Source organism: Paenibacillus sp. FSL K6-1558 (genome assembly GCF_038002565.1).
In the GTDB taxonomy this organism is placed as follows: Bacteria; Bacillota; Bacilli; order Paenibacillales; family Paenibacillaceae; genus Paenibacillus; species Paenibacillus polysaccharolyticus.
This window is the reverse complement of the sequence record NZ_JBBOCV010000001.1, coordinates 3664407-3686535: the sequence shown is the minus strand read 5'-3', so window position 1 is coordinate 3686535 and position 22129 is coordinate 3664407. Positions and strand designations below refer to the sequence as shown.

Annotated in this window: 16 protein-coding genes; 9 read left to right on the top strand and 7 right to left on the bottom strand. The window is 45.9% G+C overall.

The window, feature by feature from the left end:
• Nucleotides 1–78: 78 nt before the first annotated feature.
• On the bottom strand, nucleotides 79–705 hold the full coding sequence (locus MHI38_RS15870; protein ID WP_221787639.1) for a hypothetical protein: 627 nt from the start codon (nucleotides 703–705) through the stop codon (nucleotides 79–81).
• A 506-nt stretch (nucleotides 706–1211) separates the two neighbouring features.
• Between MHI38_RS15870 and MHI38_RS15865 the strand changes: the two genes are divergently transcribed.
• Both MHI38_RS15865 and MHI38_RS15860 read left to right on the top strand, forming a co-directional pair.
• Nucleotides 1212–3341, top strand: coding sequence for a 5'-nucleotidase C-terminal domain-containing protein (locus MHI38_RS15865; protein ID WP_341181428.1), 2130 nt, complete (start codon nucleotides 1212–1214; stop codon nucleotides 3339–3341).
• Nucleotides 3342–3497: 156 nt separating this feature from the next.
• Nucleotides 3498–3833, top strand: coding sequence for a hypothetical protein (locus tag MHI38_RS15860; RefSeq protein ID WP_090923530.1), 336 nt, complete (start codon nucleotides 3498–3500; stop codon nucleotides 3831–3833).
• Nucleotides 3834–3926: 93 nt separating this feature from the next.
• Here the strand turns inward: MHI38_RS15860 and MHI38_RS15855 are convergent, their stop codons facing one another.
• The gene (locus tag MHI38_RS15855; protein ID WP_221787637.1) at nucleotides 3927–4649 is read right to left on the bottom strand and encodes a YheC/YheD family protein; all 723 of its coding nucleotides are present in this window, start codon (nucleotides 4647–4649) and stop codon (nucleotides 3927–3929) included.
• A gap of 249 nt (nucleotides 4650–4898) precedes the next feature.
• Here MHI38_RS15855 and MHI38_RS15850 point away from each other — a divergent pair, with 249 nt between their 5' ends.
• The 4 genes from MHI38_RS15850 (at nucleotide 4899) to MHI38_RS15835 (ending at nucleotide 11709) form a co-directional block, all read left to right on the top strand.
• Entirely contained in the window at nucleotides 4899–6167 is a 1269-nt protein-coding gene (locus MHI38_RS15850) for an L-lactate MFS transporter (RefSeq protein WP_341181427.1), read from the top strand.
• A gap of 285 nt (nucleotides 6168–6452) precedes the next feature.
• Nucleotides 6453–7547, top strand: a complete 1095-nt coding sequence (locus MHI38_RS15845) for a bifunctional glycosyltransferase family 2/GtrA family protein (RefSeq protein WP_341181426.1) — start codon at nucleotides 6453–6455, stop codon at nucleotides 7545–7547.
• Nucleotides 7547–9838 (top strand): glycosyltransferase family 2 protein, encoded by a 2292-nt coding sequence (locus MHI38_RS15840; RefSeq protein ID WP_154889754.1) that lies wholly within the window; start codon nucleotides 7547–7549, stop codon nucleotides 9836–9838. The genes MHI38_RS15845 and MHI38_RS15840 overlap by 1 nt, the downstream gene beginning before the upstream one ends.
• A gap of 11 nt (nucleotides 9839–9849) precedes the next feature.
• Nucleotides 9850–11709 (top strand): hypothetical protein, encoded by a 1860-nt coding sequence (locus tag MHI38_RS15835; RefSeq protein WP_154889756.1) that lies wholly within the window; start codon nucleotides 9850–9852, stop codon nucleotides 11707–11709.
• Between the two features lie 84 nt (nucleotides 11710–11793).
• Here the strand turns inward: MHI38_RS15835 and MHI38_RS15830 are convergent, their stop codons facing one another.
• Both MHI38_RS15830 and MHI38_RS15825 read right to left on the bottom strand, forming a co-directional pair.
• Nucleotides 11794–12666 (bottom strand): hypothetical protein, encoded by an 873-nt coding sequence (locus MHI38_RS15830; RefSeq protein ID WP_154889758.1) that lies wholly within the window; start codon nucleotides 12664–12666, stop codon nucleotides 11794–11796.
• A gap of 161 nt (nucleotides 12667–12827) precedes the next feature.
• Nucleotides 12828–14300: a hypothetical protein gene (locus MHI38_RS15825; protein ID WP_341181425.1), complete on the bottom strand. Its 1473-nt coding sequence runs from the start codon at nucleotides 14298–14300 to the stop codon at nucleotides 12828–12830.
• Nucleotides 14301–14634: 334 nt separating this feature from the next.
• Here MHI38_RS15825 and MHI38_RS15820 point away from each other — a divergent pair, with 334 nt between their 5' ends.
• Both MHI38_RS15820 and MHI38_RS15815 read left to right on the top strand, forming a co-directional pair.
• Nucleotides 14635–15180 (top strand): 50S ribosomal protein L25, encoded by a 546-nt coding sequence (locus MHI38_RS15820; RefSeq protein ID WP_090923510.1) that lies wholly within the window; start codon nucleotides 14635–14637, stop codon nucleotides 15178–15180.
• A 228-nt stretch (nucleotides 15181–15408) separates the two neighbouring features.
• Nucleotides 15409–16623 (top strand): HAMP domain-containing sensor histidine kinase, encoded by a 1215-nt coding sequence (locus MHI38_RS15815; protein ID WP_341181424.1) that lies wholly within the window; start codon nucleotides 15409–15411, stop codon nucleotides 16621–16623.
• A gap of 141 nt (nucleotides 16624–16764) precedes the next feature.
• Here the strand turns inward: MHI38_RS15815 and MHI38_RS15810 are convergent, their stop codons facing one another.
• From MHI38_RS15810 to MHI38_RS15800, 3 genes are all read right to left on the bottom strand, one after another.
• A complete protein-coding gene (locus MHI38_RS15810) occupies nucleotides 16765–17727 on the bottom strand; it encodes an aldo/keto reductase (protein WP_445667234.1) in 963 nt (320 codons plus the stop codon).
• A gap of 242 nt (nucleotides 17728–17969) precedes the next feature.
• Nucleotides 17970–18761, bottom strand: a complete 792-nt coding sequence (locus MHI38_RS15805) for a helix-turn-helix transcriptional regulator (RefSeq protein WP_341181422.1) — start codon at nucleotides 18759–18761, stop codon at nucleotides 17970–17972.
• Between the two features lie 230 nt (nucleotides 18762–18991).
• A complete protein-coding gene (locus MHI38_RS15800) occupies nucleotides 18992–20083 on the bottom strand; it encodes a GntR family transcriptional regulator (RefSeq protein ID WP_090923506.1) in 1092 nt (363 codons plus the stop codon).
• A 377-nt stretch (nucleotides 20084–20460) separates the two neighbouring features.
• On the opposite strand from MHI38_RS15800, the gene MHI38_RS15795 reads away from it, so the two are divergent.
• Nucleotides 20461–22128, top strand: a complete 1668-nt coding sequence (locus tag MHI38_RS15795; RefSeq protein ID WP_341181930.1) for a xylulokinase — start codon at nucleotides 20461–20463, stop codon at nucleotides 22126–22128.
• Nucleotide 22129 lies beyond the last annotated feature (1 nt).

The window sequence follows — 22129 nt, the reverse complement described above, 5'->3', positions numbered from 1 at the left end:
TAAACTCCTGCTTCGGCTTTTCATATATTCATTGCTAGTATCAATCAACATAAATATAAGGCTTCTGTCGATCCCCTATTAACGGCCGCCCGTATTGGAAGCCCAGACAGGAATCCAGCTATTCGGGTAATATTCGTTGGTCAGGGTAGTATTGTAGAGAACTAGGTTACCGTCATTTTGCATGACGAAAGTGTCCCCTGTTGTGTTCGTTGGTAACGCGCTTCCATGGTGACCAGGAATCCATGCTGCAGTATTCGCAAACCAGGCATCTACCAGCTTGGTTGTATCTGTTACCAGTACGGTATCCCAGCCCGGGCCATAATAGTATTCATACTTCCCTGTGGCCGGGTTGGTTCCCCAACGATAAGCATATTGATAAACCGTTTGCCACTTCGTTCCATATTTATAGATGACAGGCTTCCCATATTGTTGTTCGAATTTAAACGAAAGTGCTCCGCTTTTACTTGTGCCACTGCTCCATAGAGAAGAGCCGTTCTGGTAGATTACGAAATTCCCGTCATCCTGCCAGATGGCTGAAAACCTGCCGTCTTGGGAGGTAAGATAGTCCCCTTTTTGCATACTCTGACCGATCAACAATTTATCTCCAAGGTAGCCTGCGGAAGCTGTTGTAGGTACAGCAAAGGCCAGGATCAACAAACATGCGATCAAAATGCGGAATGATTTTGGGAAAAATAGCTTTTTCATTGGACACTCTCCTATATTCCTTAGAATGGTTGATGCAAATTGCGTAGTACAACAAACGCTTACGGGTATTGCCGTAATGCAACATAGCGTTCGGTCAGAAGTGGTGAAAGAGCAATCAACACATCCCCCAGTGGTCATTTATGGGACAGCCATATGTACAGTGCTCTCAGGGTCACCTCCTTTAATGGACATCAAATGCTAAAATAGATGGTTTATATCGTTGTGAGCTTAAATATGTTTGGTAGAAGTTGCAGGAAGGCATAGTGGTAGTGAAAGAGGATGATTCATTCATTTAACAGAGTTAGAAAGTGATTACAAAGAGAATATATAACATTTTATTCCACTATAGCAAGAGAAAAATATAAAATACAACATTTTCAATATAAAGAGTTATGTATTCTTTTGTAATTTTTTTTACATAGATTTAATAGAATTGGTCACTTTTATGAATTGAACTATGGTAAAATGTTTCAGGATTTGAAATTGGAGAGGGGTTTGGTTTACTCATGTCTTGGAAAAAAGTTTTGGGGAAAAGCACCATTCGTGTGGCAGCTGCTACATTATTACTCACTCAGCTGTTCGGAGCAGCCGGTTCCGTTTCTGCCGCAGGTAAAGATGTAGAGGTACATTTGATAGGAATCAATGATTTCCACGGCCAATTGCATACAACATCTATGGTTGGTGATAAGAAGGCAGGTTCTGCTCCAATTCTAGCAACCTATCTCAAAGAAGCTAAGGCCAAATATGAGCATTCCTTGCTGTTCCATAACGGCGACTCGGTTGGTGCATCTGCTCCAGTCTCATCTATGGATCGTGATGAGCCTACCATGGAATGGATGAATATGATGGGATTTGATGTAGGTTCTCTGGGTAACCATGAATTTGACCAAGGGATTGCTGCATTGAAGGCTCAAATTTTTGGCGGACTTGATCCAAAAGAAGGTAAAGTAACCCATGCTGGTGCGAAATTTGATTATGTGAATGCAAACGTGATTGAGAACTCCACAGGTAAACCCTTGATTAAACCGTATGTGATCAAAGAAGTAGGTGGCGTCAAAATCGGATTCATCGGACTCGTGACGAAATCAACGCCAAACAAAGTATCTCCAGCGGGTACAGCAGGTGTACGTTTCCTGAGCGCTGAAGAAGAGGTTGAAGCCGTTAATAAATATGCAAAAGAACTGCAAGACCAAGGCGTTGAAACGATTATCGTTCTGGCACATGACCCAGCATCGACCAAAGAAGGGGTAACAACTGGAGAAGCAGCTGATCTGGCAAAAGCGTTGCCTGCAAACTCTCCTGTTGATGTCATCGTTGCGGGTGATAATCACGCTCTGGCGAACGGTGTCGTGAATGGCAAACTGATCGTGCAAGCATACTCTTATGGTACAGCGTTTGAAGATATCAAGCTGATGATTGACCCTGTTACGGGAGATGTAACTGAAAAATCGGCTACCGTGACAACCACGTTCCAAGAGGGTGTAAAAGAAGATCCTGAAACACTAGCAATTATCAAAAAGTCTTTGGATAAGCACCCTGAGCTGACCAAGCCAGTAGGTACAACAGATGGTACCGTTTTGCGTACGGATGCTTACAATAACGAAGCTCCACTGGGCAACCTGATTGCAGATGCGATGCGTCAAGCAGACTTTGGCGATAAAGCAAGTAAGGCTGACTTTGCATTCATGAATCCAGGTGGTATCCGTGCAGACCTGCCAAAAGGGGATGTGACCTTTGCAGATTTGGCTAAAATCCAGCCTTTCGGCAATACACTCGTGAAGCTGGAGCTGACAGGTGAGCAGGTAAAAACGTTGCTACAACAGCAATGGGGAACCAATGCTGACGGTACACCAAATACAAAAACGTTGCAAATTGCTGGTTTGAAATACACAGCCGACTTCAGCAAGCCGGTTACTGAGCGTGTGACGGCTCTTACGCTTGAAGATGGTACACCGATTGATCCTAAAAAATCATACACCGCTGTCGTGAACAATTTCATGGCTGCAGGTGGAGACAACTACAAAGTACTGCTGGATGCAAAATCCTCCTTGGCTGGCCCAATTGATCTGGATGTGTTCTACAAATACATCACAGATACATTCAAGGGTGGCGATATTCAAGCTAAAAAAGAAGCCCGCATTACAAACATCGGTGTCGCTACAGAGCCAGCAGAAACACCAGCACCAGCGAACAATGAACCTATTTCTCGTGCTGAATTTGTCACTGCGCTCGTGAATATGCTGAAGCTTGACGCAGTATCTACAGCACCTGCATTCAAAGATGTTGCTGCGAATGCTGCATATGCCGATGCCATTGCAGAAGCTTCCAAAGCCGGATTTATTCAAGGCTACGGCGGTAACTTCTATCCTGAGCGTGATATCACTCGGGAAGAGGCAGCAACCATTTTGGCGAAATTGGTGAATAGCCCGGCATCCGAAGCGAAAGCGGCAACGATCATTGCTGGCTTCGAAGACGGAAAATCGGTGGCTGCTTACGCGTTGAAACCACTAGCAAAACTGATTGATAAAGGCATTTTCAGTGCAACAGACAAAAAAATGCTGGAACCTAAGCAAGGCCTTTCAGTGAATGATGCCAAAGCGTTGATTCAAAAAGCAGCGGCGGCGAAAGCTTCCTAATTCATCATTGCTACAGCAGTTGCAAACCACTCGCTAACATGGCGGGTGGTTTTTTTTGTAAGGCAAATACACTTTTTCAGCCTTGTCCACGTCTATCCCTCACCAAAATCGCTCTATTGCATCTAATAAACTATCAACAATAAGGAGGTTTTGAGAATGGGAAATCGTAGACCAACAGGTGGGTATGATCCAGTTCAGATTTATAACTCTACTTCGTTTAATGCGTATGGAACGGTCGAGTATGCGTCTATTTTCTGTAGCAATGACCGTTACAGTGTTCAACGTGAAGGGACTTGGCAGTCATCGGGGCGTGGGGTTTGTCTGGTGACTCGAATTACTGCAACTGTGATCACACCGAGTGGAAATATTGAAGCAGAACCTTACACGTCATCAGGAACATCCTACAGCCAGTTCGCGATTATCCAAGTGGGCCCGAATCAGTTCCGGGTAACGCGTGTAGTAAGTTCAGCTAGACGCCGTCGGAAATGTTAATAATATCGGCAATCGGTTGAACAAAGAAACGGATGTTAAGAAGCGACTCTCCAGGTCAACGGGGAGTCGCTTCTTGCGTCGTAACGATTGGAATTAATGCTTCTGATACCACAAGATTCGGCGATACATCGAAGAGTCCTTCAAGTGCCGGAACGGACGAAGGTCAGGGCGGTAATTGCCTTCAATAATCCAGATCCCGCCTTTCTTATCGATTCCAATATCAAAACCGATCTGTCTCAGATCAGGGTAGTGTACCTCCAGGCTCTTGGCGGCCAGCAGAGCAGTGCGCTCTACTTGAAGGAGCAGTTTCCGTCCACCTACACGTGCTAGTTGCAACGCTTTGAGCACAGGAATGGTACGGTTGGTCACATTAGTCACCAGATACCCGCGTGATGCGATCTTGGCGTAGGAACCGGTTACCTTCCAGGCAGATGAAGTTGCTTTTTGACGTTGAACCATGATACGAAGGTCGAACGGTCTTTGCCGAATACGAGCTAAATACAGACGCTGCTGGATGATATACTCACGATCCTTGTCAATTTGATCAAACCAATCCTGTAAATCACTTTTGTTTTGCATGGTAATGATATTATTCTCATTTTGGATTTGATAGGTACCTGTTTTCAGCCGCCGGATGAACACAATATCTCTCCCATAACGTCCGTCGCAGGGTTTCAGTACGACACTTGAATGTTGTAGAAGCATATGGTCTAAGGTTTCTTTCTCAAGCAACTGTGTTTCTGGCAATCGTCTGGCGAGCAAAGGGACATTGCGAAAGGCCCGATACTGTAGCCATTTGTCCCGTTGAAATAACATTGACATCACAGCCTTTAATCAGGGTCAAATCAGGGTCTACGACTCTCATCTTATTTTAGTTCAAACCTGTGTCTGGCATAAGCTGCCATTCGTCTAAATATGAGAATCTTTCCCCTGTCAGGTAACTACAAAAAAATCCTTGATAAAGCTATACATGTTGTCATAGATGGATATAAAAAGCTGTGCTACACTTTATCGCATAAGTTAGTGAATTATTTCACAATACAATCATGAGGGGAAAAGATCTCAGTGGAACTGACAAAAAAGAGATGGATTATTCTGATTGCAAGCTGTTTTATCAACCTATGTATTGGCTCCATTTATGCATGGAGTGTATTTGCTGCCCCAATGGCAGCTTATCTAAGTGGTCTCACAGGACGTACATTGACGCCAGGGGATTTGGCTATTGCGTTTACCATCTGCAATTCAGTCGGACCCATTACGATGATATCGGGTGGATGGATTAATGACAGATTCGGACCCAAGAAGGTCATTCTGGTTGGAGGGATTTTATTCGGGGGTGGTATGATTCTATCGAGCTTTGCCACATCTGTAGGTTTTCTGGTATTTGCTTATGGAATTGTGCTTGGTTTGGGAACAGGAATGGTTTACGGGTGTACGATCAGCAACTCCATCAAATTCTTCCCCGACAAACGCGGATTGGTTGGGGGCGTAACGACGGCTGCTTATGGGTTAAGTTCTGTGATTATTCCTCCGGTCGCCAATGTGTTGATCAGCAACTCGGGGGTAACCTCTGCATTCTTGATCATAGGGATTGCCTTTCTCCTTATTATTTGCGTAGCGTCGTTCTTTATTGAGAAATGCCCGGCTAATTTTGCTCCGTCAGGATGGACACCAAGTGCTGTCCAACTTGCCCGTTCTCCGCGAGAAGAGAAGAATTGGAAAGGCATGCTTGCAAGCCCGATCTTCTACGTGATGATCTTGCTGTTGATCAGTGGAGCTTTTGCCGGACTGATGTGCACCTCTCAAGCTTCACCTATCGCTCAGAAAATGGTTGGTTTATCGGCTGCTGCGGCAACAACAGTTGTATCGATCTTGGCGCTGTTTAACACAGGTGGCCGGATTCTGGCCGGATATATCTCAGACAAGATTGGCCGAATCAATACACTTGCCATTACGTCTCTCTTATCTGTGGCCGGCCTGATCATGCTTTATTTTTCAGGAGAGAACAGTGTAGGTACATTTTATATGGGGATTTCCATGATTGGTTTAAGCTTTGGTTCTTTAATGGGGGTATTTCCCGGCTTCACGGCAGATCAGTTTGGGGCCAAAAACAACAGTGCCAATTACGGAATTATGTTTATCGGATTCGCACTGGCCGGCTATTTCGGACCCTCAATCATGAGAAATGTGTATAGTGCAGATGGCAGTTATCAGAGAGCCTTTGTTATTGCGGCCGTCTGTGGCCTGACCGGATTTATTCTGACCTTCGTATATAAGTGGGCTGTCAGATATCAGAATAAAAATGTGAATAACAACCACAAAGTGACAGTCTGAGCAAAAGTATATCAATAGCATGTGAGTAACCCGAACCTTCCGTTTAATAGACGGGGGTTCTTTATTATTTATAAGGTAGCTGAATGATTAATATATCAGAGTGATATAGTCTGTTACGACTATCACATGTACATGAAAATGTAAAACTTTTTTACCATTAGATTACAAAAGTTCTCGTTTACGCCCCACCTTTTCGATGGTATACTCTCCTATATTCAAGGAAGATATTAACGCTAATATACAACAGATTTTCATGAAAATATGTCGAATTGGGGCTCATTTCGGATGATTATAGCAGAAGAAAAGGACGAAACGATCATCCTCATTCCTTCTCTGGAACCAGATGATAGACTTTTATCCTATGTACGTCAGTTGCGGGATTACGGTTTTATGAATTTGGTCATTGTAGATGATGGTTCTGGTGAGAAATATCAGCACATTTTCGAAGAATTAGAAGATAATGGATGCTCTTTGCTGCGACACGCACAGAACCAAGGAAAAGGTGAGGCGCTGAAGACCGGATTTCGTTACATAGCACAGCATTATGGGCAGGCTCATTACGTAGTTACTGCGGATTCAGATGGGCAGCACGCTGCAGAGGATGTGTATCGGATTGCTCAGGAAGCCAAACGTCGTCCGAATGACTTACTACTCGGCGTGCGGGATTTCAGTGAGGGCGATATTCCGCCTAAATCTTTATTTGGTAATCGGATGACATCATTTATTTTTGCGCTGTTATATGGAAAAAAACTGTCGGATACCCAGACGGGACTTCGTGCCTTCGGTACCGAGTTATTGTCATTTATGCTGGATGTACGCGGCAAGCGATTTGAATATGAACTGCAGATGCTGATCTCCTGTATTCAGTCAGGTATTGGCATTCATACGGTACCCATTCAAGTGATCTATGAAAATGGCAATGCGGGTACCCATTTCAAAGCGATTCAGGATAGTGCCCGGGTGATGGGGGTGCTGTTCTCGAATTTCTTTCGTTTTATATCATCGTCGGTAGCCAGCTCTGTCGTTGATTTGGGCATTGCCTGGTTTTTGATCGATTTTCTGCGTCCCCTGATGGGGGATCAGCATTATTTAAGAATTTTGCTCGCGACCGTGATCGCCCGAGTCATTTCAATTGTCGTGAATTATGTTTTGAATCGATATTTTGTGTTTCGGAAGGAAGACAGCAGAGGCAGTTTGTGGCGTTACTTAACGCTATGTGGCTTGGTTATATTGTTGTCGAGTACAGGCGTGTATTTATTCCATACCCTATTCCTCGTGGATGAGAAGGCAGCGAAATTCGTCTGTGATGCCATCCTGTTCCTGCTAAGTTTCCAATTGCAGCGGAGGTGGGTATTTGCAGCAAGGAGGAAGCAGCAGTAGTGCAAAACGAGAAAAGGCAAAACGTTTTTTTCATCATCACGATGATCCTCATGACCATCTATCTGATCTGGCGTATGTTCTTTACGCTGCCATGGGGAGAAGGGGTGCTGAATGTCATCTTTGGCATGTTGCTCATTATGGCGGAGATGGTTACTGTAGGGACGACCTTTGAGTTATTTTTTCAAAAGATGCAAAAGAAACGGGCGCAGCTCGATTTTCCGGTGATCCCGGATGAATATTACCCGCACGTCGATGTATTTATCGCCACACATAACGAACCCGTTGACCTTTTGTATAAAACGGTGAATGCCTGTACATTTATGGATTACCCGGATAAATCGAAGGTACATATCTACCTGTGCGATGATGGGGCCAGACCTGCGGTAGAAGAGTTGGCGAAGCAGTTCGGCATTGGTTATCTGGGATTCCCCGGCAACAAGGATGCCAAATCCGGCAATCTGAACAATGCCCTGAGCAAGACATCGTCTCCACTCATTGCAACCTTTGATGCTGATATGATTCCGCAGCATACGTTTCTGATGAAAACCGTACCCTACTTCATGCTCTCCACGTTTATCGAAGAAAACGGAGAATGGCGCCTTCGCCGTGAAGAGGAGATCGATCCAACCTTTAAGCTGGGGCTGGTGCAGACCCCGCAAAGCTTTTACAACCCGGATCTATTCCAGTTCAATCTGTATGCGGAGCAGGGTATTCCGAACGAGCAGGACTTTTTCTCGCGCGAGGTTAACATTCTGCGCAATGCGTCCAATGCCGTAGCCTATACGGGCAGTAATACAGTGATTGCCCGGCAAGGGATGGTAGATATCGGTGGGTTTCCGCTGAACACCATCACGGAGGATTTTGAGACAAGTATCCGTTTGCAGCAAGAGGGGTATATCACGTATGCCACGCAAGAGGTTCAAGCTGCAGGACAGACGACGACCACGATTCCGAGCATGATCAAACAGCGGATACGATGGGCGAGGGGCATCATTCAGAGCTTGCAAAATACGCGTGCACCGATCTCCAGAAAGTTGCCTTTCTGGACGAGAGTGACCTATGTGAGCAGTTTTTTATACTGGTGGTCTTTTTTCAATCGACTGATCTTTATCTTGTCTCCCATTCTGTTCGCTTTATTTGATTTCCAGATCGTAAATACGACCTTCTGGCAGATTCTGATCTTCTGGTTGCCATCGTATTTCTTCTACAGTCTATCAATGCGTTATCTGTCCAGTAATATACGGAATCAGCGCTGGAGTCAGGTCATCGATACCATCTTCATGCCGTATCTGATCTGGCCGGTTATCCTGGAGACGGTGGGCATCCGTGAGCGTAAGTTCAAGGTGACGAATAAAAATCGTTCAACCGGACGCGAGTGGATTGCCTCGATGAAATATGCACTGCCGCATATTTTTCTGGTCATCCTGTCCATCGCTGCGATTATCCGGTATGTGAATGGCAAGTACGGCATTGCTTTATTTTTCAGCAGTATTATCATCTTCTGGCTCGTTCACAATATGATTGCCTTGTTCTATGCGCTCTTCTTCATGATCGGGCGGCGAGCATACCGGGAGAATGAACGGATACGGGCGCAAGAAGATGTGATCATCCGTTATCCGGACAGCACGCTACGTTACGAGGCCAAGACAGTGGATCTTTCGGAAAATGGCATTGCATTTTATGTGCCGTACCCGATTTATCTACCAGAGCAGAAGACCATCTCTCTGGTCGTCAAATCGAGTCGATATGAGGCCAATCTTGATGCGGTTATCGTATATGTCAAAGCAGATGGCGAAGGATGGCGTTATTCCGCAACGGTGAAACCGCTCAGTGAGGCGGATAACCGGCAGTACATGCAGCTCATCTATGACCGGAAGCATTCGCTACCGGAGCAAATGAACCTATGGGACACTGCATATGACGACATGTTGCGTAATGTGAAAAAACGGATTGTGCAGCCCAAATCGGATCAGCGGAAGATGCCAAGGCTTTCTCTTCATCTTCCCGTAACGTTTACGAATCATGCGAGCTGTACACTGCTCAGCTTTAATTATCGTTTCTTCTCTGCCACGAATCTGCAAGGCAAGATAGCAGAAGGGTCAGAGGTTACCTTTTACACTGAAAGCAATATTGAATTGGTCTTAAAACATACGGGAAAAACAACGGCAAACAAACGTGAAGTGCTTCTCTCCGTAGAGAATATCGATGAGATCTTGGGGCGTGGTTTGATTGATCAGTTACTGAGTGATTTGATTCGTCCACAAGCTGAGCGGTTCACCAAAGAGGGTTAGGAGAGATAGACATGCTGTTTTTGCTTCAACTTGTGATGGGCATTTTACTCATAATATCGATGATCGGTTATATGCAGTTTGTCCGTAAGGTGATGTCCATCCGGTGGGAGTTCATTCCGATATTTGTGTTCTCGGCTATCGCCTGTATCGTCTATTTTGCCGGACTAGCAGGGCAGCTCTTCACGGGCAGCATTGTTGTGCTGGTCACAGGCTTATTGTTGTTTAGAGGCAGAGTGATACAAGCTTTGTACCAGAGTAAACGGGGCTCATGGTCATTATCATTTTCATTATTTCAATTGAGTTTTCTGAGCGGGGTTTTCATATTTTTGCTCATTTTGTTCCACACGGAGCTGACTCACTACGATAATTTCTCACATTGGGCGATTGTGGTGAAGGAGATGCTCAGTACCAATGCGTTTCCAACACCGAATTCGGACCTGATTGAGTTTAAAAATTACCCGCTCGGCACGTCGTCGTTTATCTACTACATCTGCCGATTTATGGGACATGCCCAGCCGATTATGTTACTGGCGCAGGGGTTGCTGATCTTTTCCTGTTTCTACGCCATGTTTGGCATCGTGTCAGAGAAAAAACGTTTCCTGTTATATGCTTTTCTCGGGTTAGGTTTATCGACCTTATCCTTCTTCAACCTGACGATTCGCATCACCAACCTGCTAGTAGACTTCCTGCTTCCAATCTTTGCACTTGCGATTGTGGCGGTGATATACCAGTATCGTCATGATCTTAAGCGAGCTTGCATCATTATTCTGCCTCTGGCGGGTCTGCTGACGGTGATCAAAAGTACAGGAATCATCTTTGCTGCCGTGGGCCTGATCTTTCTCGTATATGTCTGGCTTACGAATAAGCAACGTGCGAATTGGAAGATTGGACTCGCTGTGCTCGGTACGATTGCAGGGGCATTATTGCCGTATTTCAGTTGGAGCTTGCGTATGGCAACGGTATTCCACGGTGTGAATAACAAGTTCGAGGGAGCAGCTGCGGCTCTAAAGCCGGGTAAAACAGCTGAGCAAAAGTGGGACATACTGGTGCTCTTCTTGAAATCTAGCGTGGATATTACATCCAGACCTGTGCTGGGCATTGTTATTTTTGAAGTTGTTGCGATCGCGGCTTCAATTGTAGCCTATGTGGTGCTCAAGAAGAAGTGGAACCTGTGGAAAGTGCTGATTGCACTGAATGTGGTCGTGGTACTGTACTATGCCGGAATTCTGGCACTGTATCTGTTCTCCATGCCTGTGGATGAGGCTGTTCGACTGGCTGGGTTCGAGCGTTATGCATCAAGTATCGTGGTGTTGTTCGCTGGTGGACTGGTGCTTTGTGCAGCCGTTGATATTGAGCGTACGTTCCATTACCGCATTGGTGAGGTTCCTGATTATCAATCATTCAAGACGGTACAGACGAAGAGGCATTATCAACAGGGAATCATCGCGTGTATGGCACTCGCGGCAACAACTCTCTTGTCCGAATATAACGGGATGATCTCGATCAACAAAACGTACGACAAAACCCTTCCCTACGAAGTTCATGCGGTGACAGGGGATCGGTGGTATACGGGCGGCAAAGAGGATCGAAGCAAGTATCTGTTTTACGGCTCTGACCGAGATCAACAGGTGACCAGTTATTACATGCAATACGTGGGTAGATACTTCTTATATGCTCCCAATGTGGACGGTATCGTGCTGTTCTACGAGGATAATATGGACAATCTGCTAAGTAACTACGACTACCTTGTGGTGATTGAGACAGATCTTAACGCGAAAATGTTACTGAAAAAACACTACGGCATTGATATGCAAAAAGGGATCTATAAGATTACTCGATCCGGCGATAAAATTATGCTGACGTTGCAGTAGCAACAAGAACGAATTAAACAAAAGCTCCACTCCCATGAAACCGGGGAGTGGAGCTTTTTAATATGCAGTGAGCGGAACGACTAGTTAGGTAGCCTTACCCTCGGGTTGAAGCTTTCGCATAAAAGCTTCGATATTATCGATTAGCAGCTTGTTGTTTGGCGAATCGGTCCGGGTAATGATCTCTTTCACCGCATGGACAAATGAGCTTAGGTTGGTTGTGTCAGCCTTTTCAAATCGGTTCGGGATGGGCATGTTATCAGCAGAACGGGCCGCATCCTCACGGTATTCTTTGATCCATGCTTGATTCGTGGAGGCCTGTTTCGCAAAGTTCTGTAGAATGCTGCTCCAGTCTTTGTTGTTTACGATGGCGTCCTGCAACTTATCATAGGTCTGGGGCTGGAATTTACGCATCATATAATTAAGATCCACGTAATCCTCTGGTGCACCAACCGGCCGTTGTGGTGGTGTATCATACTGAACTTGCTTCGTTTCAGGGTTGATCGTTCTGGTTGTGGAGATTGCTCCAATCTGACGCAACGTATTCATGAACTCGGTGGCCTGATCGCCTTTTATGTAGTTGTCCGCTATGTATTGTGCTTGAGTTAGACCCAGTTCGAGTAAAGCGGATCGATGGTCCTCATCTGATACATCCGTAATCAGGTTAGATTGAATAATGCCATAGACCGTTTCTTTAACCTCAGAAGATTGGCCCTTGAGCAGGCGTTCCAGTGACTCGTTGATCTGAACGGTGCCGAAGTAAACGGCTGAATGGTTCGCGACATCCGAGGAGGCAAGCTGTCTGGAAGCGTTACTGATCTCCACGGTATCTATGTCATGAGACAAATCGAACTTCCCCGTAATCATCGTTGGTTGATTTGATGGATTCGCTTGTCCTGTGCGTTGTTGTGAATGAGTGTAGGCATTGAGGTCAAACGGCGTTGTGCTTGAAACCTTCATTCGTAAACACCCCTATTCGTCAAAAAAATAAATGCTCTAGTTTCCATCTCAGACATGTCTCTTTATGTTATCGGAATAATATTCCATATTTTTAATATAAATGGACAAAAAAAGAGCAACGAACGGTTATCTTTCACCACTCGTTGCTCTCCTTGATTCAATCAACCGCCATAAATACTGTAGGCGAAGTGATACACAATATCGGTCGTATTCACACTTGGGCGACTTGTCACTCTAGCCACCACAGCACAAAGATCATAATAATGGGTGAAGCTTATGGCTCCTGGCAAGTACTGACTGAGGCTACCGGCGGAAGGAGGCAGGGACAACGTTGCTGTGAACTGTCCACTGCTGTTGGTCATAACTTTGGCACTGCGATAACGATTGTTGCTGCTTTCAGACCAGGCATCATTCGCCCAGATGACCTCGACTTCCGTATTAGCAACGGCATAGTTATCGGAAGTAGCCGCAACCCCTGTCACCGTGAAGCTTGATCCTGTGATTCGGTAGTAGCGTCCATAGGCGTAAGAAGGATAATCGTTGGGGCCGCCGTTTGAGTTGTAACCCGTAATGACAATTTTGTCTGCACGTAATACAGGCTGCAAATGCAGTGAATAATTGGTGTCCGAATAAGTGTTGGTGGTATACACCTTCAAATAATAAGTGCCTGTACCTAACGATACGTTACCGTTCGTGGTCGGCATCAAGGCCATTCGATTGTTACTTAAAGCCCCGTACAATTCAGCTTTGTAACCATTCGCCGTTGAAGCCTGGTCCAGCGTGATACGCATCGCATCATAGTTTCTGCTCTCAGGAACGGTGATTTTGTACCAATCCTGATCGATCTCCGAATTCAATGAACGGGTTGCGAGTGTAGAGCCGCCAACAGCAACGGTAAGCGGATAGGCACGTAGCGCGTTCTCGTCCGTCTCGAAGGCATCATATGTCGAGCTTGTGGAGACCGTCAGGGTAAACGGCTCATTAATGCTGGCACCAACCTTGCCGTAGGCTTCAATTAAGTAGGCTTTGGCGCCGGAAGTGATATTTTTCGTGCCTACATTTTCAGATAAGGTTCTGGACCCGTTCCCGTAATTGTTCAAATATGTCCCGTAGATGGAGTAATCAATAGGATTCGGATTCACTTCCCCGGTGGACATATCGAATTCATAGAGATATAGATCGTAATCAAGCTGCGCAGATGCGGGGGTATCCATCTGTACTTGCAGAATGTGCCCCGGCTGTACATAGATCGGGTATAAATAGCTGGAGGTGCCTTGCTCCTGGATGTAGCCAGTGTATGTAGTGGTCTCAGCTGAGGCTGTTGTGTTATCTGTATCCTCCGATTGCGGAGTAGCCAGTAGACTTTGTTGCTTATGTGTTTTGGAAGTGGAAGAAGTTTCATTCAGGTTAACCGTTTCCTTGAGCTGGTGTTCCTTCAATGGAGTAGAATCCAACTCGGTGGGAGCCTCGGTCAGCTCAGTGATGATCTCAGTGTCTGGCTGTATGAACTGTTCCGTAATGCGTGCATCCGGCAGTTCCTTTCCCTCAATATCATTGTTAGCAGAAGCGCTGAAACTAAAGGCAAGGGTAAGAACTAAATTCATGACGATAAGCATGGAGAGTGTCTTTTTCAAAGTGTAAACTCCTCTCTTCTTATAATTTTTTGCTACAATTCTATAATATACCAAATGTATGTATTTGTTAAGTAATGAATATCATGGTACAGTTGGTCGGTTCATCGACAAACATGGGTTTCTATGATAGGCTGGAAGCATCCCAAGGGCATTCTACTTTTCCAAGTAGAGTGCCTTGCTGTATATTATGGGAGTTTACATTTAATGGTTATAAAATGAGGCCGTGTGGAGGTGGTGATGCTATGTTTCTCTCTTTAGCCCCCGTAGGGGAATGTTGGATGATGGTAAGTGAACGTGTACAGAAAATCATAGAATACAGAGGAGCGAACATAGCATGACTACTCTTATACAAGCGGAAACTCGTATCAAATTAAAGCCGTCCGGACTTCAGAATTTGCGCCAATCTGGCCGCCTGCCAGGTATTGTTTTTGGCAAAAACACAGAAAATGAAATGATTCATATCCCGTCGGTACCCTTTCAAAAATGGTTGAACCAAGGTGCGTCCGGATTCATCGAACTGCAATTCGAAGAAAAACCTTCACTTACCGTATTGCTGGAAGATCTGCAGCGTGATCCGGTTACACGAGATTTGATTCACGTCGATTTTCAGCAGGTACAGAACGATGAGGTGCTACGTACCAAAATCCCGGTCAAGTTCAACGGAACCCCAGAGGATGCGAAGTACGGCGGGGTTGTGCAGATTCAGTTAGCTACTATTGAAGTGGAGGCTCTACCTCGTCATTTGCCAACCGTGGTCGAGTTTGATATTAGTGCAATGAAAATTGGTCAAACCCTACATGTTGAGGATGCCGAGTTCGCGCCGGAAGTAACGGTGATCTCAGAGGGCAACGAATCACTTCTCTCTGTGATTAAACCTTAATAGGTAAATACTTGCGTAATCGGGGTTATTCTTTAATTACGAGTACATTTTTAAATAGAATGTGCTGTAAATATACAGTTGCATTAATCGAAATAAGCTGTATGGGCTAAATGTCCATGCAGCTTATTTTGGTATGACTAAAATAAAATATTTCTCATCCATGGAAGGTGATACAGGAAATAAGCTACAATACTATATATAGAAATTCACGAACAAGGTGGTGAATAGATGAAGGAATTGCATAGTCCAATGAACCGGAAGACCTATTATATATCGATGTTTCTAATGATCCTTCTAATGGTAGCCGGTTTAGCCGTATCTACCGCAGAGCTTCAGGGTATGACCATCGGATATGTCATTCATTTGTTATGTGTTGTGACGATACCTGTATGTCTGCTCATTTACCCCAGATATGAGACATTTGCATTTCGATTGAGCATTATTTTACTTGGGTTTGTCTATTTCTACACGCTAGCTTTGATCTATCCTCAGACGTGGACAACTTACATTATGATCTGTTTGCTTCCAGCACTCGCGATCTTGTTCTATGATTTCAAGTTGTTTTATATTTCGCTCAGCTTGAATACAGTCATGCTGGTGATTGTAACGACGTATATTCACAAGCAAGATAATTTGTATAAATATATACATATAGATCTGGCCGGAAATCTGATTAATATCATTGCGAGTCAACTGCTCCTGTTTCTCATTTTCTATTTAACGTTTGATCGGATCCGCAAACAGGAACTATATTTGGAACAGGTACAACAATCTGAACGTCTCCAAATGGTTGCACATCTAACGGCAGCGGTTGCGCACGAAATTCGTAATCCGGTAACGGTGGTTCGGGGATTCCTGCAGTTGTATCAACAAAATCCGGCCTTCGATGCTGCCGATCGATCCAAGTTCGCGCTGATGATCGATGAGCTGAATACGGTGGAACAGGTGACCTCCCAATTTTTGTCCATTGCCAAACCGAACCGAGAGATATTGGTTGATGAGAAAGTACATGTGCAAGAGGTGCTTGAGGGGGTAGCTAGCCTACTGGGCTCCTATGCCATGTTGTCCAATAAACATATCGATATCGAGATTGAAGAGGGCTGCACGATCTTCATGAATGCCGTTGAGTTTAAGCAGGTGATCATTAATCTGATCAAGAACGCTCTGGAAGCCTCGGATACGGGAGCCATGGTTCATGTAACAGCAAGACTTGTGAAGCAGAAGGTGGAGATCAAAATTGTGGATCAGGGGTGTGGGATGACGGAGGAGGAAGTTAAAGCTTTGGGTACCCCGTTTTACTCGCTGAAAACGAATGGTACGGGACTTGGGCTAATGATCTGCTTCAACATCGTGGAGAAGGTTAACGGAACGATCAAGTATGTGAGTGAGAAGGGAGTGGGTACGACAGTGATCCTGACGTTTCCGGCAACAGACCGCAGCTGAAGGGCATGGAGAGTGGGAGATTGCCTGATAAGAGGAGTAAAAAAAAGAAGATTATGAGTATAAGTAGATTTAAAAAGTGAGATAAGAAAGGCTGCCGAACGGCAGCCTTTTTAATGTTCTTACTCTTATTCAGCTCTGACCTCAGGAAAACGAAGGGTAACGTTCGCCAGCCGCAAACCCTTTTGGCGAGATGTGTTCGATCTCAGCAAGTTCTTCCGGTGTGATTGTTACCTGCAATGCACCAAGGTTCTCCTGCAACCGATCCAGACGTTTTGTACCCGGAATAGGCACAATCTGCTCCCCCTGCGCCAGAAGCCAGGCTAGAGCCAATTGAGGCGTAGTGCAGCCTTTTCGTGCGGCAAGCTGTTCAATCAGACTTACGACTTCCAGATTTTTATTGAAATTATCTCCTTGGAAACGAGGGAAGAAGCGGCGGTAATCATCCGCAGGCAGATCATCAAACGACCGAATCTGTCCTGTCAGGAATCCGCGTCCTAAGGGACTATAGGGCACAAAACCGATACCCAGTTCATCCAGCACAGGCAACACCTCATCCTCTACTTCGCGGCTCCATAACGAGTATTCTGTTTCTACCGCCGTGATGGGATGAATGGCATGAGCCCGCCGAATCTGATCCGCCGTTGCTTCCGAAAGGCCAAGGAAGCGGACTTTACCTTCCTGCACAAGTTGAGCCATAGCGCCGACAGTCTCTTCAATGGGGACGTCCGGATCAACACGATGCTGATAGTACAGGTCGATGTAATCGGTGCCCAGTTGAAGCAGGCTGGAATCGATTGATTTTTTGACATACGCCGGGTGTCCGAGTACCTTCATGTTTGGAGATACAATGCCAAATTTGGTCGCCAGAATGGCTTGATCACGACGGCCTTTCAGAGCTCGACCAACCAGCTGCTCGTTACCTCCGAACAGTCCTTGTTGCATGAAATGTACCCCGTATATATCAGCTGTGTCGAACAAGGTAACTCCGTGATCCAGTGCACCATGAATCGTACGTATAGAATCCTCGTTGTCAGGCATCATCATGGTACCAAGTCCCAGTGCGGATACCTCAAGTCCAAGTGAACCTAACTTTCTTTTCACCACTCCATTATTATTAAACTCCATCCGATCATCCCTCTTTTCCGCAAATTAAAGAATATAGTACCTTCATCGTTATGCTTAAGGCATGATTCCATTCTAATTCGCAGTTACTACCCCAACCACAGCATGCTTATGCTAGTAACGGCAGTACCAGGATGGCATTATTCTGGTTGTCTTGTATAGGACTACGGTGGTAAATGAAGTGTAGATCATACGATTTGTGAAAGAAGAGGGGCAAGCGCTGTTTAAGATTCCTGTTCTTTGACTGGAGAATAGATGCACAGATGCAGATCCGGGTGATCCAGCGTGAATGATAGCGAATTAATGTCATATGCGATAGCTTGTTCTTGGTCGGGCAGTTGGTAGTAAACGCGCGTAACCCTCTTTGCCTCTACGTGGTGCAGCTCCCATAACGATGCAAATTCAGAACTTTCTTTGGAAAGATCATCTACAAACTTGGGAAACCACGGATCATGTGTATATTTATCATAAGAGGTACGGAATATGGCAACGGAATGTGCCGCCATCTCCTCCCAATTGATAAGGCGAGCGCGCATTTCCGGATCTGTAAATAGGCTAAACATCATGTTCCGTTGTTCTGGAGCACGTGAAGTGTAGTCCAATACGTATTTGTCGACAGATGTGTTCCAGGCAAGCAACTCAGCACGATCATTCGTGATGAACGCAGGAAACGCCATCTGATTCACAATATCCCGCCAAGGTTGAGTGATCTCCGAGGTAATTGGCAGGGCCATCTCAGGTTCATTGCCATTCCATAGGCCGAGCAGATGGGTGTGCTCATCGGGAGACAATTGAAGTGCCCGGCCGATACTCTCGATAACTTCTCGGGAGACGGCTACCTCTCGCCCCTGTTCCAGAAACGTATAATAGGTTGCGCTAACCCCTGCCAGTATGGCAACCTCTTCTCGGCGTAACCCCGGTGTTCGGCGTTGACCATGAGTCTTAGCGAGTCCTGCTTGCTCCGGTTGAAGCCGGGCGCGTCGTGATTTCAGAAAATCTCCCAACGTTTCTGGCACGCATGCTGTTCAAGTCCACAGGTGACAGATGTGCTGGTTGTGATAGGCCGTTCATTTCAACCATGACGAGATCACCTCCTGAACTCTTTTTATCCCAAATTGTATTGCTCGTGTAAATGTAAAAAAACGTAAATCGTATGGAACTCTACGTCATCCGTACGATATATATTACGCCGTGCCCCATCTAGTATATCACTTGCTACTGGCTAGCGTTGCAAGCATAAGAATATTTACTCAATCTCCATCTCTTTCACTGTTTCTCCCTCCACCAGTTCAGGCTGATAGTAGGTTTGAGTAGGGAGGTCTTTCTTCCCCTGAAGCTTGCGGATAACCCAATCGGCAGCATCACGACCCATCTGCTCTTGGGGATGAGTGAGTGTGGTGAGCCTGATATTTGCATTTTTGGCGATGTACGAATTGTCCTGACCAATAATGGACAGCTCATCCGGGATCGAAATACCGAGCTGGCGGCAAGCGTGTACCACTTCCAGCCCAACTTCATCGTTGTAACAAACAATCGCGGTGAGTGCTTCCCGATTTTCTTGCAGATATGCTGTCACGTTTGCGGACAGATCTGTTTTTGATGCGGTATCAAACGAGAGCACATGCTCGGGGTGGAACCTCAGTTTTGCTTCCCCTAGTGCCTTGATGTATCCCTTCATCCGGTACTTGCCCTGCAGATCATCCATTTTGGCAATAATCCCGATCTGGGTGTGGCCTTTGGAGATTAATTCCTTAGTGGCGAGATAACTGGACTGTACATCATCCAGACAGAAAAAGGGGACCTCTAACTCCTCATAAAATGCATTGATCATCGCAAACGGCACATCCTGCTCCTTAAAAGACAGATAGTACGCAATATTCGGGTTGTACAGATTGCTTTTCGTCGGTTCAACAATCAGACCATCTACGCCGTAAGATAACATCATCTCAAGTGCCTTTTTCTCTTGTGCTACATCATTATTCGTACTGGCGAGCAGTAGCGAGTAGTTGTCCTCATTCAGACGACGCTCGATACCGCGAATAATGGAAGGGAATATATAGTCCGAGATATAGGTGGTAATGACCCCGATCGTCTTCTTGGAAGTGTTGCCACCTGCTCGCGATCGGTACTGATTGCTGACATAGGTGCCCGAACCCTTTTCGCTGCGTAAAAAACCTTCGTTAGACAACTCCAAAATGGCCTTACGAACGGTCTGACGGCTCACGTTATAACTTTCCTGCAAGGCTGATTCAGTAGGAATCTGCTCGCCGATGCTGTAAGTCCCGGACAGGATATGGCTCTTTATATCATCAATAATCACTTGGTATTTAGGTTTCAATTCGTCCACTTCTTTCGTTGTAACATCTATATTATATCAATATGGCTCAAGTTGTACGTACATATTCTAGCATGATTCACTTTACTTGCAAGAGAAACCGTACATTTTTATAAATGTTACGTACAACTGACTGCGATTTTGTCGAATTAAACCTTACATTTCTATAGAGGAAATAAATTAAAATACGTTGATGCAATTGAATATTTTACAAAAATAGTCCTTTGTGAGTATAACTTCGTTATCTCATTGACAAATGTACGTACAAAAAATATACTAAGGCTGTCAGTACAGGAAAGCGCATTCTTGGAATGCTGAAATAGATTATAGCCACGAACGTAGGTGGTGGATTGCACCTTACGAGGGTGCAGTTGGAATACATGCCATTCCACGGACGTAGATGGCGAGCAGAGAGGGGATATGTGGAAGTGACGAGTCATGTGGATGTGAAAGAAGCTATTGCCAAGGGAGCAACCTCACTTGGGATTGAGCTTGGATCAACGCGCATTAAAGCGGTATTGATTGATGAGCATTTTGAGACGATTGCCTCCGGCAGTTATGAATGGGAGAACCTGCTGAAAGACGGCTATTGGACGTACAATCAGGAGGATATCATTACGGGTTTGCAGACAGCGTACCGCGAGTTGAAGCAGGATGTACAGCAGAAGTATGGTGTACCGCTGACGACTGTAGGTTCAATCGGCTTCTCTGCCATGATGCACGGATATATCGCGCTGGATCAGGCGGGGGAAATGCTCGTACCGTTCCGTACGTGGCGTAACTCAACGACAGGTGCGGCTGCACGCGAGCTGACCGAGCTGTTGCAATTCAACATCCCTGAACGCTGGAGCATTGCCCATCTGTATCAGGCGATTCTGAACGGAGAGCAACATGTGCCTCAGATTGATTACCTGACCACACTGGCGGGTTACATCCACTGGTTGTTGACTGGCAATAAGGCGATTGGGATCGGCGATGCATCGGGTATGTTCCCGATTGACGAGACAACGCATAATTACCACCCGGCAATGATCAAGCAGTTCAATGAGCATATTGCTGGCAAAGGTTATCCGTGGAAGGTCAAGGATTTGCTACCTAAAGTGTACCTCGCAGGTGAACATGCAGGTGCATTGACGGAAGCTGGAGCGAATCTGCTTGATCCGTCAGGAGAACTGGCATCAGGAATTCCACTCTGTGCACCAGAAGGTGATGCGGGAACAGGTATGGTCGCGACAAACAGTGTGCGCAAACGGACAGGGAACATTTCCGTGGGCACGTCAGTCTTTGCGATGATCGTTCTGGAGAAGGAATTGTCCAGCGTGTATCCCGAGATTGACATGGTGACCACGCCAGACGGCAGTCCGGTTGGCATGGTGCATGCGAACAACTGCTCCAGTGATCTGAACGCATGGGTCGGATTGTTCCGCGAGTTCGCTCAGGCGATGGGCATCGAGGCCGATTCCGGCAAGCTGTTCAGCGTGTTGTTTAACAAGGCGCTTGAAGCCGACCCGGACGGGGGCGGATTGCTCAGCTACGGGTACTACTCTGGTGAAAATATTACAGGACTGGAGCATGGGCGTCCATTGTTCGTGCGCTCTCCTGAAAGTAAGTTTAACCTAGCGAATTTTATGCGCACCCATCTGTTCAGCGCCTTCGGCGCACTCAAGCTGGGCATGGATATCCTGACCGAGAAGGAGCAGGTGGCGATTGACAGCATTCTGGCGCATGGCGGTCTGTTTAAGACACCTGTGGTGGGACAGCGAATCGTGGCAGCGGCCATGAACGTTCCGGTATCGGTAATGTCTACCGCTGGTGAAGGCGGCGCGTGGGGTATGGCTTTGCTGGCTTCGTACCTGAAGGACAAAGGCGAGCAAGAAACGCTGGATGTTTTCCTGGAGCAAAAGGTGTTCAAGGATGTAGAAGGGGTCGAAGTGGCTCCGGAAGCTGCCGATGTGAAGGGATTTGAAGCATTTATCGAACGCTACCGGAGCGGACTTGCCATTGAACATGCCGCTGTAGAGCATCTGGTAGAGAACGGAGGAAACTAAA

Excerpts from the sequence above, each read along its gene's own strand:
- MHI38_RS15845 (WP_341181426.1), top strand. The coding sequence starts at position 6,453 with ATGATTATAGCAGAAGAAAAGGACGAAACGATCATCCTCATTCCTTCT.
- MHI38_RS15815 (WP_341181424.1), top strand. The coding sequence starts at position 15,409 with ATGAAGGAATTGCATAGTCCAATGAACCGGAAGACCTATTATATATCG.
- MHI38_RS15830 (WP_154889758.1), bottom strand. The coding sequence starts at position 12,666 with ATGAAGGTTTCAAGCACAACGCCGTTTGACCTCAATGCCTACACTCAT.
- MHI38_RS15870 (WP_221787639.1), bottom strand. The coding sequence starts at position 705 with ATGAAAAAGCTATTTTTCCCAAAATCATTCCGCATTTTGATCGCATGT.
- MHI38_RS15820 (WP_090923510.1), top strand. The coding sequence starts at position 14,635 with ATGACTACTCTTATACAAGCGGAAACTCGTATCAAATTAAAGCCGTCC.
- MHI38_RS15795 (WP_341181930.1), top strand. The coding sequence starts at position 20,461 with ATGCCATTCCACGGACGTAGATGGCGAGCAGAGAGGGGATATGTGGAA.
- MHI38_RS15835 (WP_154889756.1), top strand. The coding sequence starts at position 9,850 with ATGCTGTTTTTGCTTCAACTTGTGATGGGCATTTTACTCATAATATCG.
- MHI38_RS15860 (WP_090923530.1), top strand. The coding sequence starts at position 3,498 with ATGGGAAATCGTAGACCAACAGGTGGGTATGATCCAGTTCAGATTTAT.
- MHI38_RS15855 (WP_221787637.1), bottom strand. The coding sequence starts at position 4,649 with ATGTTATTTCAACGGGACAAATGGCTACAGTATCGGGCCTTTCGCAAT.
- MHI38_RS15865 (WP_341181428.1), top strand. The coding sequence starts at position 1,212 with ATGTCTTGGAAAAAAGTTTTGGGGAAAAGCACCATTCGTGTGGCAGCT.